The organism is Pseudomonas sp. 24 E 13, from assembly GCF_900004715.1.
Classification (GTDB): domain Bacteria; phylum Pseudomonadota; class Gammaproteobacteria; order Pseudomonadales; family Pseudomonadaceae; genus Aquipseudomonas; species Aquipseudomonas orientalis_A.
This window is the reverse complement of record NZ_CVTO01000107.1, coordinates 17,009-31,785: the sequence shown is the minus strand read 5'-3', so window position 1 is coordinate 31,785 and position 14,777 is coordinate 17,009. Positions and strand designations below refer to the sequence as shown.

Here is a 14,777-nt window from a genome sequence, read left to right as displayed (position 1 = left end):
CTTTTCAAAAGTGAGCCGCTGTAAAAGCGGAACCATTAGCAGCCGTGACCGCAGAAACGGATATGTACTCAACCCAATTCAACATCCTGGTCGGCCCTGAGGCCGCCATCGGGGGCAAGCCCCCTCCCACATTTGGATCTGTGGGGTATCAGTAAGATAGTCACAGGCTGCCTGATCCAACGAGGAGCAAGCCCCCTCCCACATTTGAATGCATTTCATCTTCACGTCGCTGAACGATTTGCCCCCGTAACCCGTCATACCAATCCCTGAGCTAGTGTAGGAATTATCTACCACTCAGCCCCGAAATTAGTCCCAGACCGCCCATTCATGTTTAACTTGAACGCTCGTTCAAGTTAAACCGGTGGTTCGCTGCCCGCTCACAACAGGAGGCTTACCTTTGCTGAGTCCGTTATATACAGCCACATTTCACACCTCGGGGGTGCGTCGTTCATGAGTGCATCGTCCACCCCTCCCAGCGGTCTGGTGCGCATGAATGCGCCCGTTTTCTACTTTGCCGCCACGGCCATCCTGCTGTTCGGCATCACGGTCATCGCTATCCCGCAACAGGCCGGTGCCTGGCTGCTGGCGGCGCAAAACTGGGCGGCCAATACGGTCGGCTGGTACTACATGCTGGCGATGACCCTGTATCTGGTCTTCGTGGTGGTCACCGCGCTATCGGGCTACGGCAAGATAAAACTCGGTGCCGACCACGACGAGCCCGAATTCAGTTACCTGTCCTGGGCCGGCATGCTGTTCGCCGCCGGGATCAGCATCACGCTGTTTTTCTTTTGTGTCTCCGAGCCGCTGACGCACCTGGTGCAACCGCCCCAGGGCGAGGCCATGAATGCCGATGCGGCGCGCCAGGCCATGCAGGTCCTGTTCCTGCACTGGGGCTTGCACGGCTGGGGCGTGTTCGCGTTTGTCGGCATGGCCCTGGCGTACTTCGCTTACCGGCATAACCTGCCGCTGGCGTTGCGCTCGGCGCTGTACCCGTTGATCGGCAAGCGCATCAATGGCCCGATCGGTTACGCGGTGGATGGCTTCGGCATCATTGCCACGGTATTCGGCCTGGGGGCCGACATGGGTTTTGGCGTGTTGCACCTCAACTCCGGCCTGGATTACCTGTTCGGCATTGCCCATACGCAGTGGATCCAGGTGGGCTTGATTACCTTGATGATGGGCGCGGCGATCATCGTTGCCGTGGCCGGTGTCGACAAGGGTGTGCGGGTGATGTCCGACATCAACATGCTGCTGGCCTGCGCACTGCTGCTGTTCGTATTGTTTGCCGGGCCTACCCAGCACCTGCTCAATACCTTGATCCAGAACATCGGCGACTACCTCGGTGCGTTGCCGACCAAGAGTTTCGACGTGTACGCCTACGACAAACCCAGCGACTGGCTGGGCGGTTGGACGGTGTTCTACTGGGCCTGGTGGATCGCATGGTCGCCGTTCGTGGGCCTGTTCATCGCGCGGATTTCCCGTGGCCGCACCATCCGCGAATTCGTGTTTGGCGTGCTGCTGATCCCGCTGGGTTTCACCCTGGCGTGGATGTCGATCTTCGGTAACAGCGCCATCGACCAGGTGCTCAACCATGGCATGACCGCGTTGGGCCAGTCGGCCATCGATGAGCCGTCGATGAGCCTCTACCTGCTGCTGGAAACCTACCCGTGGAGTAAAACCGTGATTGCGGTCACGGTGTTTATCAGCTTCGTATTCTTCGTGACCTCGGCGGACTCAGGCACAGTGGTGCTGTCGACCCTGTCGTCCAAAGGCGGCAACGCCGATGAAGACGGGCCGAAATGGCTGCGCGTGTTCTGGGGCGCGATGACCGCCCTGGTCACCAGCGCCTTGCTGTTTGCCGGCAGTATCGATTCGCTGAAATCAGCGGTCGTGCTGACCTCGCTGCCGTTCTCGCTGATCCTGCTGCTGATGATGTGGGGGCTGCACAAGGCGTTCTATCTCGAATCGCAAAAGCAGATCGCCCAGTTGCATTCGCTGGCACCGATCTCGGCGTCGCGCAAAGGCCGTGGCGGCTGGCGCCAGCGTCTGAGCCAGGCCGTGCATTTTCCGTCGCGCGACGAGGTGTACCGTTTCCTCGAGTCGACGGTGCGCCCGGCCATCGAAGAAGTGACGGCCGTGTTTGTCGAGAAGGGCCTGAACGTGGTCACCCAGCCAGACCCGGCCAACGACAGCGTCAGCCTGGAAATCGGCCATGGCGAGGAGCATCCGTTCATCTACCAGGTGCAGATGCGTGGCTATTTCACGCCATCGTTCGCCCGTGGCGGCATGGGTTCCAAGGAGATCAACAACCGCCGCTACTATCGCGCCGAAGTACACCTGCGTGAGGGCAGCCAGGATTACGACCTGGTGGGCTACACCAAGGAGCAGATCATCAACGACATCCTCGACCAGTACGAGCGGCACCTGCAGTTCCTGCATCTGGTGCGCTGATTCGCGCGCATAAATGCACGTAATAGCGTTCCTCTCAAGTGGGTCTTTGCTGTAAAAGGGAAAGGCAGACTTAAGCGATTCAGCGGGTTCAAAGGCCTGGGAATAACCTTATTCCCAGGCCTTGTTTGCCCCAAGCCCAGAGAGGATTCGATGACTTACATTGCTGCCGAAAACCGCTATGAATCTATTCCTTATCGCCGCGTAGGCCGCAGTGGACTGGTGCTGCCGGCACTGTCCCTGGGGCTGTGGCACAACTTTGGCGACAGCACCCCGATCGCCACCCAGCGTGCCCTGCTGCGCACCGCGTTCGACCTGGGCATCAATCACTTCGACCTGGCCAATAACTACGGCCCTCCCTACGGCAGCGCCGAGATCAACTTCGGTCGTCTGCTGCGCGAAGACTTCAAGCACTACCGCGACGAGCTGATCATCTCCAGCAAGGCCGGCTGGGACATGTGGCCCGGGCCTTATGGCCAGGGTGGCGGTTCGCGCAAATACGTGCTGGCCAGCCTCGATCAGAGCCTGCAGCGCCTTGGCGTCGATTATGTGGATATCTTCTACTCGCACCGTTTCGACGCCGACACGCCATTGGAAGAAACCGCCAGTGCGTTGGCCACCGCCGTGCAGCAGGGCAAGGCGTTGTACATCGGTATCTCGTCCTACTCCGGGGTAAAAACCCGGGAGATGGCAGCGCTGCTCAAAGAGTGGAAAGTGCCGCTGTTGATTCACCAGCCCGCCTACAACCTGCTCAACCGCTGGGTGGAAAAAGACCTGCTCGACACCACCGACGAACTCGGCGCCGGCGTGATTGCCTTCACGCCGCTGGCTCAGGGCTTGCTCACCGATAAATACCTCAACGGCATTCCTGCCGATGCCCGGGTGAACCGTCCGGGGGGAGGCTCGCTGCAGGCCCAACACCTGTCCGAGGAGAACATTGCCCACGTGCGCGCCCTGAATGAGATCGCCCAGCGTCGCGGTCAGAGCCTGGCGCAATTGGCGCTGGCCTGGACCCTGCGTGATCCACGGGTAACCAGCGCGCTGATCGGTGCCAGCCGGCCGGAGCAGATCATCGAGAACGTCGGCGCGTTGAAAAACTTGAGCTTCAGCGCCGAAGAGCTGGCGCAGATCGATCGGTTCGCCCAGGAAGGCGGGATCAATCTGTGGGAAAAACCGTCAATGGCGGAGTAACGTCAGCGTGCCTGCTCGATAGAGGCGCCGACCTTTATTGTGGCAGGCACACTGCAGCTGTTTGCTCAGCGCAGGGTTAGCACTCGCCGGGCATCTTGGAAGCCCGACTCAGACAACTTGACCTTATTCCCATAGAGGTCTGCGTAACCGTCAATCACGGCGACCGAGTGCCCGCCGGCGTCTGCGGTACCCAGGCCTTCTTTGGCCAGTTGAGCCGGATTGGTCCAGCGCCGTTTGGCATGTAGGCCCAAGCGATTGGTGGCATCTCCCGGCATTTCCCCGTCATTCAATGAGGCCATTGCGTCTTTGAAGCTGCGCTTGGCGCTGCCTTCGTGATTTTTCATCTGAGCCCGCTTGGCGCTGGCGGCATACAGGAATACTGCGTCCTTGAGCACGTCCGGGTCCTCGCCCTCAAAGCCGCTGCCGGTCCTCGCCAGCGTTAACTCTTCGTGGGATATGTGCAGCTTGAAGGTGTCTTGCATTGTCACCTCGAACCCTGTTTTTGTCGGGGTTATGAGTTTGAAAATCCCCTGTGGGTGATGACCGTATTTCATCATCGCCAGCTTGATCGCCGACACCGTGACGCAATTGCCTTCAATGCCCTGCCAGAACCCACGCCAGATATCCTCGGGCTTGGTGCCGGTCGGCACCGAAGATATAAATAGGCTGTCGTCAGGCCGGGGCTTGTCCAGGGGGGTGACCGTGGGCAAAGGGGCCGGCGGATCGCGATCAACCTGATGAGGTACTGCGTCAACCGCAGGGGCAACAGGGCTGGCGCGCTGTGTGATGGTTTTGAGAAGGCTGTTCAGTGAGTTCAGTTGTTGAACGATAGACGCGTAAAGGTTTTGCCTGTTTTCCGCGCCGCCCGCGACGGGTGTTTCCATCGGGGCCTTGGCGTTCTTCACGCCTGTGCCGGCGCAGAGACCGGGAAGTAATGACGTATTAAGCGCTGCGGTGCCGCTGGCAGTGTTGAGTAACATGGGCCGCCTCGTATTCAGTAGTGTGAGTGAGCGATTCAGTGAGGGTCGAGCACGTAGCCGTGGCCCTCATAAGGCAAATATTGATGCGCCTTTTCATTGCCCAGAACCAAGCCAAAACCGTACAGAAACCCGACGGTAGTCTGGTCTTCCAGTTCACTTACATGGACATGGCGCATATGGCCGATCATGCCGATATTTTCCAGGACAGGTTTGATATGCTGGCCATTCTGGATCGCATCACTGAGGGTCGTCTCGAAGTCGGACCTTGCCACCGGATCCTCATGTTCCAACTGGTGACGTTTCATAAAAGCGGCAAACATGAAGTTGGCATCCTTTATCAGCTCGCTGTCGTCACCGGACAGTTTCAGGGCTTGCCCGGCCCGCTGTAGCTCCTGGCGAGAAACATGCACTTCATAACCATCTCTCATCGTCACGTCGTAGCCGTCTCCTGCAACGGCAACCCGTTGAAAGCAATCGGTGGGGCTTTGCCCGAACGTCATCATCATCAGTTTTATTGCGTCAACGTAGGCTGCCGTTTCGCGAAACTCGCCAAAGCCCGGGGGTGTGTTACTCAAGCCAGTCAATATATCGGCTGGACGCTCACCGTTTCTCTTCGAGGAAATATCCGGCATCGCGCCGGCTGAAGGAGGACCGAGCGGAGCTGCAAGGGGTTTGACGTTGGTTTGCGGGGGGGTAGGCGCAACCCGCGCAGGGCGCGAGTCAGTGGACGGTTCGTCCAGCCTGGTGGTTGCGGGTAAATCCGACAGTACATAGGCCGGCTTTTTCAGCCTTAACTTCGAAGGTGTCCCGTGGAAATCCTCGTGACCATCGACAACCAGCATGGACTCCCCATTCGAGACAACGGTTATACCCAGTTTTTGACCCGTGCCCAGTGACTCGGACTTGACCTCTTTCAGATGGTTTTCCAGGCCCATGAGCTTCAATACGCTGCTGGCATGTTCGCCTTTATTGGTATTGCGCAGGGTCATGGGGTAACTCGCTTGTTCGGCGGGGTCGTTGCTTTGTAGCTGTTTTCGCTTGGCCAGGGTCGCATACAGAAAGTTGGCGTCTTTCAACATGTCTTCGTTGCCGAGCAATTGCGAACCTTCTTTGGCAAGGTCCAGTTCTTTATGGGAAATGAATAATGTGAAGCCATCTCTCATGGTCACATTGAACCCGTTATTCAGGGACGTGACTTGAGCGTAAATATCGGTTGGGCTTTGACCAAAGTGCTGCATGGCCAACTTGATTCCCGCGACATGAGAACTGTGCGGTGTGGTCAGTGAGCGGTAGGTCTCATGGGGCGAAAAAAACAGGCCACCTAATACGTCATCGGGTTTTTGTTTGTCCTTTTTATTTGAAAGGTACGGCGTACTATCAGGGCGCACCGTCGAGTGGGTGGTCGCTGCAACGGTTGCGGGCGTACCAGGCTTGACGGGCGTGGCGTCGATGGCCTTGTGGAGTGTGTTCATCAAACTTTCAAGCTCGCTTAACAAGGCAAGCAAACTTTCGCGTCTGTCGGGCGCGGCGGTGGGCGGTGTCAGTGTTTCAAGTGTTGTGCCTGTGGCTGAAGGGGCGGGTTCAGCAGGCTGTGCCGCAAAAGCGGGCAGCCACGGCGATACGGTTGAGATATTCATTTAAGCACTCAATGGATTCAGGTAAGGGTTCACTGCGCAGGCGTTTTGGACGCACGATGTCAGTGGTGAGCCTTACCTCGTACGTTCCTGAAAGTGAGTGCTTGACGAGTTACAGGGCGTGTCGTGAGCCACATTTTTCCATAGGAAAAATCTTGAAATTAACGGTTTTTTCGCCATTTGAGGCGGTTGGATTAAAACGGTGCATCGCCCAGGATGGTGGCCCGGTGCATGACGCGGCGCTGTGGACGGTAGTCATCCACCGCGTAATGCTGGGTCACGCGGTTATCCCAGAACGCCACGTCATTTTCCTGCCAGCGCCAGCGAATAGTGAACTCCGGGCGGGTGGCGTGAGCAAACAGCAGCTTGAGAATCGCCTCGCTTTCGGCCGGTTCCAGTTCGTTGATTCGGGTGGTGAAGCCGTCGTTGACGAACAGCGATTTGCGCCCGCTGACGGGGTGTGTGCGTATCACCGGGTGTGACAGCGGCGGGTTTTTGCGACGGGTTTCTTCCCAGCGTGCCAGGTCTTCGGCGGTGTTGCCGAAGCGCTCCAGCGGAAAGGATCTGGTGAAGTCGTGGGTGGCGGTGAGGCCTTCGAGCAAGGCTTTGAACGGCTCGGACAACGCCTCATACGCCGCAATCCCGCTGGCCCACAAGGTATCACCACCAAATGCCGGCAACTGCTTGGCGCTCAGCACCGCGCCGAGGGCAGGCGTGGGCAGGAAGGTCACATCGGTGTGCCATACGGCGTTGTCACGCACATCGGTCACGGCCGTGTCGAGGATCAGCACTTCGGGCTGTTCCGGCACGTTGGGGTAGATCGGGTGGATATGCAGGTCACCGAAATTCGCCGCAAACCGTGCCTGCTGCTGCGGGGTGAGCGGCTGGTCACGGAAGAACAGCACCGAATGCTTGAGGAGTGCTTGTTCGATGGCGTCGCGCTCTTCAGGGCTCAGCGCCCGGGTGATATCGACGCCGCTGATCTGCGCGCCAAGCGCAGCGCTTAAAGGGGTAACGGTCAGGCTGCTCATTTAACGTTCATCACTCAGTGTGCCTGGCCATGCCACGGCACTAATTTACGCTGCAGGGCGCGCAGGCCCATTTCCATGGCGAAGGCGATCAGTGCGATCACCAGGATGCCCAGCACCACTACGTCGGTGACCAGGAACTGCGCCGCCGACTGCACCATGAAGCCCAGGCCGCTGGTGGCGGCAATCAATTCGGCGGCGACCAGGGTCGACCAGCCTACGCCCAGGCCGATACGTACTCCGGTAAGGATGTCGGGCAGGGCGCTTGGCAGGATCACATGACGAATCAGTTGGGCACGGGTGGCGCCCAGCGACTGCGCAGCGCGCAACTTGGCCGGGTCGACCGTGCGTACGCCGGTGGCGGTGGCGATGGCAATCGGCGCAAAGATCGCCAGGTAAATCAGCAGCACTTTGGACAGCTCGCCGATACCGCACCAGATCACGATCAGCGGCAGATAGGCCAGCGGCGGGATTGGCCGGTAAAACTCGATCAGCGGGTCGAGAACGCCGCGGGCGATGCGGTTGGCGCCGATGGCAATCCCCACCGGCACGGCCGTCAGCACCGCGAAACCCAGGCCCAGGCCGATGCGACTGAGGCTTGCGCCCAGGTGCTGCCAAAGGGTCGAATCCATGTAGCCGGATGTCGCCAGCAACCAGCCTTTTTGCAGCACGGCAGAGGGCGGCGGCAGGAACAGTGGCTCGATCAAGCCGCTGGCGGTTACCGCCCACCAGACAGCGAGCAGGACCGCCAGGGTCAGTACGCTGATCCACCGTGTGCTGAGGCTGCGGCGTGCCGGAATAACCGCATGGGTCAGCGGCTTGGCCGCTGTGGCGGGAAGTTCATAGCTGCTCATGCGCACACCTGCCGTTGCGAGAACACTTTGCCCAGTACGTGTTCGCGGGTTTCGATAAAACGCGGGTCGGACTTGATCGCCCGTGCCGATTCGCCGGCCGCGTAGCGTTGGCCGAAATCCAGCTGCAGACGCTCGACGATCTGGCCTGGGTTGGGCGCCAGCAGGATCAGGTCCGTGGCGAGGAACACCGCTTCTTCGATGTCATGGGTGATCAGGAACACCGGCTTGGCCGTGCGTCGCCAGACTTGCAGCAGCAATTCCTGCATCTGTTCGCGGGTGAAGGCATCAAGGGCGCCGAAGGGTTCGTCCATCAGCAATACGCGCGGGTCGGCCGCCAGGGCGCGGGCGAGGCCGACGCGTTGCTTCTGGCCGCCGGAGAGTTGCCAGGTGCGCCGGCTGTCGAAACCGCTGAGGTCCACCAGCGCGAGCATTTCACGGGCGCGCACTTCACGTTGCGCCTTCGGCACGCCGGCCAGTTCCAGGCCGAAGGCAACGTTGGCCAGTACGTCCTGCCAGGGCAGCAGGGCATCGTCCTGGAACACCACGCCGCGTTCGGCGCCAGGACCCTTGACCGGCACGCCATCGAGGGTAATACGCCCGGCCGAGGGCTCGACAAAGCCGGCAATCAGGTTCAACAGCGAAGTCTTGCCACTGCCGGAGGCACCCAGGGCCACCAGCAATTGCCGGGGGCCAAGCTCAAGTGAAATATCCGCCAGTACCGGTTCCGGGGCGCCTGGGTACTGTGCGCTGATGCGCTCCAGTTGTAGCAAGGCCATCGCGATGAACTCCTTGAATCAGTGAGTGATGAACTTGGCGCTGACGTAAGGGGCGTAGTCCGGCAGCACCGCGTCGACCTTGCCTTGCTCCTTGAGGAACGCGGCGGTATCGGTGACAGCTTTGGTGGTCGGTGCGCCCAGCAGGGTGACCTGGTCAGCGGCCAGCGGGTAGACATTGCCTTGCAGCAGCAACGGGATATCGCTGGCCTTGGCGCCGGAGAGCTTCACCAGCTTGTCGACGTTGGCCTTGTCGGCGAGCCAGGCCTGTGGGTCTTTACGGTAAGCGGCGTAGGCATCCAGCGTGACTTTGGCGAAGGCCGTGACGATTTCCGGATGCTTCTCGGCGAAGTCCTTGCGCACAATCCAGGCATCGAAGGTCGGCGCACCGAACTTGGCCAGTTCGCCGGAGGTGATCAGCACCTTGCCGTTTTCCTTGGCGACGCCCAGGGCCGGGTCCCACACATAGGTGGCGTCGATATCGCCGCGCTTCCAGGCGGCGATGATGGCCGGTGGTGCGAGGTTGAGGATGGTCACGCTCGAAGGGTCGATGTTCCAGTGCTTCAGCGCGGCCAGCAGGCTGTAGTGCCCCGTGGACACGAACGGTACGGCGACCTTCTTGCCGACCAGGTCCTGGGGGCTGTTGATCCCCGACCCATCGCGCGCCACCAGGGCTTCGGCGCCGCCAATTTGGGTGGCGACGAGGAAGGTCTGCACCGGCACCTTGCGCGTGATCGCAGCGGTCAACGGGCTGGAACCCAGGTAACCGATCTGCACGTCTCCCGAGGCGATGGCGGCAATGATATCGGCGCCATTGTCGAATTTGCGCCAATCGATCCTGGCGTTGATGGCCTTTTCATAGGCGCCGTCGGCCTGGGCGACTTTGGCCGGGTCTACGGTGGTCTGGTACGCGACGGTCACATCCGCCGCCTGGGCAAACAGGCTGGCACCGGCCAGGGACAACGCCGCCAGCAAGCGCAGTGGAATAGGCAGTTTCAAAGGGAAGCTCCTCGATCAGGCGGCCAGGGAGGCGGCGTGTGAGGAGACTAAATGATCTAAGAATCCGAAAATAAATAACATTTTCGCATTAGCTTATGAGGAGAAGGGTTGTAGCGATTCCTGAGCCTGATGCAGGGCAAATGTGGGAGGGGGCTTGCCCCCGATGGCGGTGGTTCAGTCACTGATTGAGTGGCAGACACACTGCTATCGGGGGCAAGCCCTCTCCCACATAAGGTTTAGTTGCTGATGGCCAGGATGCTCGCCTGGTACGACCCGACAAACACATCGAAATCGCCCACTTCGTTCTGCTCAAGCTCGGCCTGCTGCGCCAGCGACTTACGCGCCAGTTCTTCAAAGCGCGCTTGTTCCTCGGCCGGCAACGGTTCCTTGCGGAAGAACTCGGCATGCACCTCGCTCTGATGCAGCGAGAACTGCGCGAAACTTTCCTTACGCTCGGCCATCGCTTCCAGCACCTGGGCCGAGGGCGTCAGTGACGGGTCGTTGACCTTGGCCAACTGAGCGTCCAGCGCCTGGCTGTGTTCAGTGATGCCATGGCTCTCATCGAGCAGGGCGGCCAGAGGCGCAATCTGCTCCAGCAGCTCGGTGGCCCACGCTTTCATGTCCACCGCCTGGCCCTGACGCTGCAATTGCAGGCCCGGACGGCGACCTTCCTTGACCACGCTGAGGAAGTTGGACGTGGCGTTGCCGCACTCGTTATTGGCGAACAGCGGGCTGTCATTCAGCGCGCAAAACAGCAGGAATGCGTCGAGAAAGCGCGACTCCGGCAGGTCGATGCCCATCGGCAGGAACGGGTTGATGTCCAGGCAGCGCACTTCGATGTACTGGATGCCGCGCGCCATCAGCGCCTGGATCGGCCGCTCGCCGGTATAGGTCACGCGCTTGGGGCGGATGTTGGAGTAGTACTCGTTTTCGATCTGCAGGATATTGGTGTTGAGCTGCACCCACTCACCGTCCTTGTGCGTGCCGACTTCGACATAGGGCGCGTAGGGCGTTGCCACCGCTTCGCGCAGGCTGTCGGTGTAGCTGGCCAGGTCGTTGTAGCACGGCGTGAGGCCGGCCTGGGCGTTGCTCTGGTAACCCAGGTCGCTCATGCGCAGGCTCGTGGCGTACGGCAGGTACAGGGTATCGGCGTCGAGCACTTCAAGCTGGTGCGAACGACCGCGCAGGAAGCCTGCGTCCAGGGCCGGCGAGGCGCCAAACAGGTACATCAACAGCCAGCTGTAGCGGCGGAAGTTGCGAATCAGCGCGATATAGGCGGTGGATTGATAGTCGCGGTCGGTGCCGACAAAGCCTTCGGCGTCCTTGAGCAACGGCCACAGCTGTTCCGGCAGCGAAAAATTGTAATGGATGCCGGCGATGCACTGCATGGTCTTGCCATAACGCAGGGCCAGACCCTTGCGGTAAACGTACTTGAGCTGCCCGATATTGGAGGTGCCGTAGTAGGCAATCGGAATATCTTCCTCGGCCGGCAACGGGCACGGCATCGAGGGGCTCCACAGGTATTCGCTGCCCAGTTTGGTGTAGGCAAAGCGATGGATCTTGTCCAGGCTGCTCAGGGTATCGGCCGGGTTGGGCAGTGCGGGAGTGATGAACTCCAGCAGCGATTCCGAGTAGTCGGTAGTGATCTGTTCGTGCGTCAACGCGGCGCCCAGGGCTTCCGGATGCGGCGTTTGGGCCAGGCGACCCTCACTGGTGACGCGCAGGCATTCACGCTCGATGCCATGCAGGCAGTGCTCTAGCAGGGAGAGGTGTTCGCGCTTGCCGAGCAGGGCCAGGCGGCGGTTGAGAAGTTCGCTCAAGTTGGATTCCTTCACGCGTCAGTCGCCCCAATATGGGGGTGGTCAAGACGGTCTACAAGGGTGAAGTTGAAACTGGCGTGATCGCCTGGTTCTGAGTCGATATGACCCGCTCTGAATGTGCCTACTTCACTCCATGAATTGGGCTACAGCGCAGCGAGAAAATTCCGACGCTGTTGTCACAGCGCCGAAATTAACTCAAATCATGTGCAGGGAGCTATAGGACAGCGAACGTGCCCTGCGCTTTTGCGACAAGTCTTTCGTCCTGGTACACCTCGGCTTCGACCACCAGGGTGCGCCGGCCGGCGTGGATCACCCGGCTGGTGCACAGCACGTCACCGTCTTCAACGGCGCGGATATAGTTGATCTTGCATTCGATGGTCGCGCTCTGCTGGTCGAACCCATGGGCGCTGGAGCATGCCAGTCCCATGGTGATGTCTACCAGGCTGAAAATCGCCCCGCCGTGCAACTTGCCCCCGCGATTGCGCAACTGCGGCGCCAGGCTCAGGGCCACCTCGGCAACGCCTTCCTCCAGGCGTTGCAGGCGGCAGCCGATCAGTTCGCTGAACGCGCTCTGGGTCAAACCGGCCGGAATATCCATCAACGCTTCTTCAGTTGCTTGGCGTTGGCGAACAGCGAGGCCATGGCGTTGTTGCTCGGTGCGGCTGTCGCGGTGTCCTTGCGCGGCGCAGTGTTCTGCGACGGGCGCGGTGCCGAGCCAGGGCGAGCGCCACGGGCGCCGTCGATTTTCTCGCCGGGGGTGTCGCTCATGCGCATCGACAGGCCAACGCGTTTGCGTGGGATGTCGACTTCCATCACCTTGACCTTGACCACGTCACCGGCCTTCACCGCTTCGCGCGGGTCCTTGATGAACTTCTCCGAAAGTGCGGAGATATGCACCAAGCCGTCCTGATGCACGCCGATATCCACGAACGCGCCGAAGTTGGTCACGTTGGTCACCACGCCTTCGAGGATCATGCCCGGTTGCAGGTCCTTGAGGTCTTCGACACCGTCCTGGAACTCCGCGGTCTTGAATTCGGGGCGCGGGTCGCGGCCGGGTTTTTCCAGCTCTTGAAGGATGTCGGTAATGGTCGGCACGCCGAAGGTTTCGTCGGTGTACTTTTTCGGGTCCAGGCGCTTGAGAAACGCGGCGTCGCCGATCAGCGAGCGGATGTCGCGATCGGTTTGGGCGGCAATTCGCTGTACCAGCGGATAGGCTTCCGGGTGAACCGCCGAGGCGTCCAGCGGATTATCACCGTTCATTACGCGTAGGAAACCTGCGGCTTGCTCGAAAGTTTTTTCGCCCAGACGTGGGACTTTTTTCAGCGCCGCGCGGGTTTTGAAGGCGCCGTTCTCGTCGCGGTGATTGACGATATTCTGCGCGAGGGTCGCGTTCAGGCCGGAGATACGTGCAAGCAGCGCCACGGAGGCGGTGTTCACGTCCACACCCACGGCGTTCACACAGTCTTCCACGACCGCGTCCAGTCCACGCGCCAGCTTGAGCTGCGACACGTCGTGCTGGTATTGGCCGACGCCGATGGATTTGGGATCGATCTTCACCAGCTCGGCCAGCGGGTCCTGCAGGCGACGGGCAATGGACACGGCGCCGCGGATGGACACGTCAAGGTCCGGGAACTCCTTGGACGCCAACTCCGAGGCCGAGTACACCGAAGCCCCCGCCTCGGAGACCATGACCTTGGTCATTTTCATCGCCGGGTACTTTTTGATCAGCTCGGCGGCCAGCTTATCGGTTTCGCGGCTGGCGGTACCGTTGCCGATGGCGATCAGGTCCACGGCATGCTTGGCGCACAGCGCGGCCAGGACGGCCAGGGTCTGGTCCCACTTGTTGTGCGGTACGTGCGGGTACACGGTGGCATGATCCAGCAGCTTGCCGGTGGCGTCGACCACCGCAACCTTGCAGCCGGTGCGCAGTCCCGGGTCCAGGCCCAGGGTGGCGCGTGGGCCCGCCGGTGCAGCCAGCAGCAGGTCATGCAGGTTGTGGGCGAATACGTTGATCGCCTCGGTTTCGGCGCCTTCACGCAGCTCGCCGAGCAGGTCGGTTTCCAGGTGGGTGTAAAGCTTGACCTTCCAGGTCCAGCGCACGACCTCACCGAGCCACTTGTCCGCAGGACGATTCTGATTCTGAATGCCGAATTGTTGACCGATCATGCCTTCGCACGGGTGCATGGTGCCCGGCAGCTCGTCGCCGACTTTCAGCGCGGAGCTGAGAATGCCCTCGTTGCGCCCACGAAAGATCGCCAGGGCGCGGTGGGACGGCATGCTTTTGAGCGGTTCGTCGTGTTCGAAGTAATCGCGGAACTTGGCACCTTCTTCCTCTTTGCCGGCGATGACGCGGGCGCTGAGAATGGCTTCCTGTTTCAGGTAGGTGCGCAGCTTTTCCAGCAGGCTGGCGTTTTCCGCGAAGCGCTCCATCAGGATGTACTTGGCGCCGTCGAGGGCGGTCTTGACATCGGCGACGCCTTTTTGCGCGTCGATAAAGCGCGCGGCTTCGGTTTCAGGCGTCAGCGACGGGTCGTTGAACAGGCCGTCGGCCAAGTCGCCAAGGCCGGCTTCCAGGGCGATCTGGCCCTTTGTACGACGTTTCTGTTTGTACGGCAGGTAAAGGTCTTCGAGGCGGGTCTTGGTGTCGGCCAGCTTGATGTCGCGTTCCAGCTGCGGGGTCAACTTGCCCTGTTCCTCGATGCTGGCGAGGATGCTGATACGCCGCTCGTCGAGTTCTCGCAGGTAGCGCAGGCGCTCTTCCAGGTGCCGCAGTTGGGTGTCGTCAAGGCTGCCGGTCACCTCTTTTCGGTAACGGGCGATGAAAGGTACCGTGGAGCCCTCATCCAGTAGCGCGACGGCCGCTTCGACCTGTTGTGGGCGTACACCGAGTTCCTCGGCGATGCGGCTGTTGATGCTGTCCATAAAACCACCTGAAATTCTGAAAAGCCGCTCGCAGGCCCGGAAAACAAGGCCTTGCGAGGCTGGTTGAGCGGCCCGACCGGCGCCGCTGCCTGGGTCAAGAGGCAGCCTATTGACCCTCGAAATCGAAA

11 protein-coding genes are annotated in these 14,777 nt (G+C 60.5%); 2 read left to right on the top strand and 9 right to left on the bottom strand.

What is annotated here, in order from left to right:
• Positions 1-489 precede the first annotated feature (489 nt).
• Together betT and mgrA are read left to right on the top strand one after the other, a co-directional pair.
• Positions 490-2,451, top strand: coding sequence for a choline transporter BetT (gene betT / locus BFP90_RS10230; RefSeq protein ID WP_163001547.1), 1,962 nt, complete (start codon positions 490-492; stop codon positions 2,449-2,451).
• A gap of 150 nt (positions 2,452-2,601) precedes the next feature.
• Positions 2,602-3,639, top strand: a complete 1,038-nt coding sequence (mgrA, locus tag BFP90_RS10225) for an L-glyceraldehyde 3-phosphate reductase (protein WP_065884649.1) — start codon at positions 2,602-2,604, stop codon at positions 3,637-3,639.
• Between the two features lie 65 nt (positions 3,640-3,704).
• On the opposite strand, the gene BFP90_RS10220 is transcribed toward mgrA, so the two are convergent.
• From BFP90_RS10220 to BFP90_RS10180, 9 genes are all read right to left on the bottom strand, one after another.
• Positions 3,705-4,619 (bottom strand): hypothetical protein, encoded by a 915-nt coding sequence (locus tag BFP90_RS10220; RefSeq protein ID WP_065896583.1) that lies wholly within the window; start codon positions 4,617-4,619, stop codon positions 3,705-3,707.
• 35 nt (positions 4,620-4,654) lie between these two features.
• Positions 4,655-6,256, bottom strand: a complete 1,602-nt coding sequence (locus BFP90_RS10215) for a hypothetical protein (protein ID WP_141688951.1) — start codon at positions 6,254-6,256, stop codon at positions 4,655-4,657.
• A 191-nt stretch (positions 6,257-6,447) separates the two neighbouring features.
• On the bottom strand, positions 6,448-7,284 hold the full coding sequence (tauD, locus tag BFP90_RS10210) for a taurine dioxygenase (protein WP_065893795.1): 837 nt from the start codon (positions 7,282-7,284) through the stop codon (positions 6,448-6,450).
• Between the two features lie 14 nt (positions 7,285-7,298).
• On the bottom strand, positions 7,299-8,135 hold the full coding sequence (tauC, locus tag BFP90_RS10205) for a taurine ABC transporter permease TauC (RefSeq protein WP_065896581.1): 837 nt from the start codon (positions 8,133-8,135) through the stop codon (positions 7,299-7,301).
• A complete protein-coding gene (gene tauB / locus BFP90_RS10200) occupies positions 8,132-8,911 on the bottom strand; it encodes a taurine ABC transporter ATP-binding subunit (protein ID WP_065896580.1) in 780 nt (259 codons plus the stop codon). Before tauB ends, tauC begins: the two co-directional genes overlap by 4 nt.
• 18 nt (positions 8,912-8,929) lie before the next feature.
• Positions 8,930-9,907, bottom strand: a complete 978-nt coding sequence (gene tauA, locus BFP90_RS10195; RefSeq protein WP_065896579.1) for a taurine ABC transporter substrate-binding protein — start codon at positions 9,905-9,907, stop codon at positions 8,930-8,932.
• Between the two features lie 236 nt (positions 9,908-10,143).
• The gene (gshA, locus tag BFP90_RS10190; protein WP_065896578.1) at positions 10,144-11,727 is read right to left on the bottom strand and encodes a glutamate--cysteine ligase; all 1,584 of its coding nucleotides are present in this window, start codon (positions 11,725-11,727) and stop codon (positions 10,144-10,146) included.
• 214 nt (positions 11,728-11,941) lie between these two features.
• Positions 11,942-12,325 (bottom strand): PaaI family thioesterase, encoded by a 384-nt coding sequence (locus BFP90_RS10185; protein ID WP_065884641.1) that lies wholly within the window; start codon positions 12,323-12,325, stop codon positions 11,942-11,944.
• Positions 12,325-14,649: a Tex family protein gene (locus BFP90_RS10180; protein WP_065893790.1), complete on the bottom strand. Its 2,325-nt coding sequence runs from the start codon at positions 14,647-14,649 to the stop codon at positions 12,325-12,327. The genes BFP90_RS10185 and BFP90_RS10180 overlap by 1 nt, the downstream gene beginning before the upstream one ends.
• Positions 14,650-14,777 lie beyond the last annotated feature (128 nt).